This is a genomic window from Vibrio splendidus, from assembly GCF_002873455.1.
Classification (GTDB): domain Bacteria; phylum Pseudomonadota; class Gammaproteobacteria; order Enterobacterales; family Vibrionaceae; genus Vibrio; species Vibrio splendidus_J.
This window is the reverse complement of the sequence record NZ_MCUN01000017.1, coordinates 1-1,007: the sequence shown is the minus strand read 5'-3', so window position 1 is coordinate 1,007 and position 1,007 is coordinate 1. Positions and strand designations below refer to the sequence as shown.

The 1,007-nt window shown below is 46.7% G+C and carries 1 protein-coding gene; it reads left to right on the top strand.

The features are described from left to right. On the top strand, nucleotides 1-1,007 hold a 1,007-nt coding region (gene tuf, locus BCU75_RS15355), incomplete at both ends, for an elongation factor Tu (RefSeq protein WP_102474349.1).

Here is a 1,007-nt window from a genome sequence, read left to right as displayed (position 1 = left end):
GAGCGCGGTATCACAATCGCAACTTCTCACGTTGAGTACGATACTCCTGAACGTCACTACGCACACGTAGACTGTCCTGGACACGCCGATTATGTTAAAAACATGATCACTGGTGCTGCTCAAATGGACGGCGGTATCCTAGTTGTTGCTGCTACAGATGGCCCTATGCCACAAACTCGTGAGCACATCCTACTTGGTCGTCAAGTTGGTATCCCTTACATCATCGTATTCATGAACAAATGTGACATGGTTGATGACGAAGAGCTACTTGAGCTAGTAGAAATGGAAGTTCGTGAACTTCTTTCTGAGTACGAGTACCCAGGAGACGACCTTCCAGTAATTCAAGGTTCTGCACTTGGCGCTCTAAACGGCGAAAAGCAGTGGGAAGACAAGATCGTTGAGCTTGCAGAAGCACTAGATTCTTACATTCCACTTCCAGAGCGTGCTGTTGATCTACCGTTCCTACTTCCTATTGAAGATGTATTCTCAATCCAAGGTCGTGGTACAGTAGTTACTGGTCGTATCGAGCGCGGTATCCTACGCGTAGGTGACGAAGTAGAAATCGTTGGTATCAAAGAAACTACTCTTACTACTTGTACTGGTGTTGAAATGTTCCGTAAACTGCTTGACGAAGGTCGTGCAGGTGAGAACGTTGGTGCACTTCTACGTGGTACTAAGCGTGATGACGTTGAACGTGGCCAAGTACTTTCTGCTAAAGGTTCAATCAACCCACATACTAAGTTTGAGTCTGAAGTATACGTACTTTCTAAAGACGAAGGCGGCCGTCACACTCCTTTCTTCAAGGGTTACCGTCCACAGTTCTACTTCCGTACAACTGACGTAACAGGCGATATCACTCTACCAGAAGGCGTAGAAATGGTAATGCCAGGTGACAACGTTCAAATGACTGTTGAGCTAATCGCTCCAATCGCAATGGACGAAGGTCTACGTTTCGCAATCCGCGAAGGTGGCCGTACAGTTGGTGCTGGTGTTGTAGCTAAAATCTT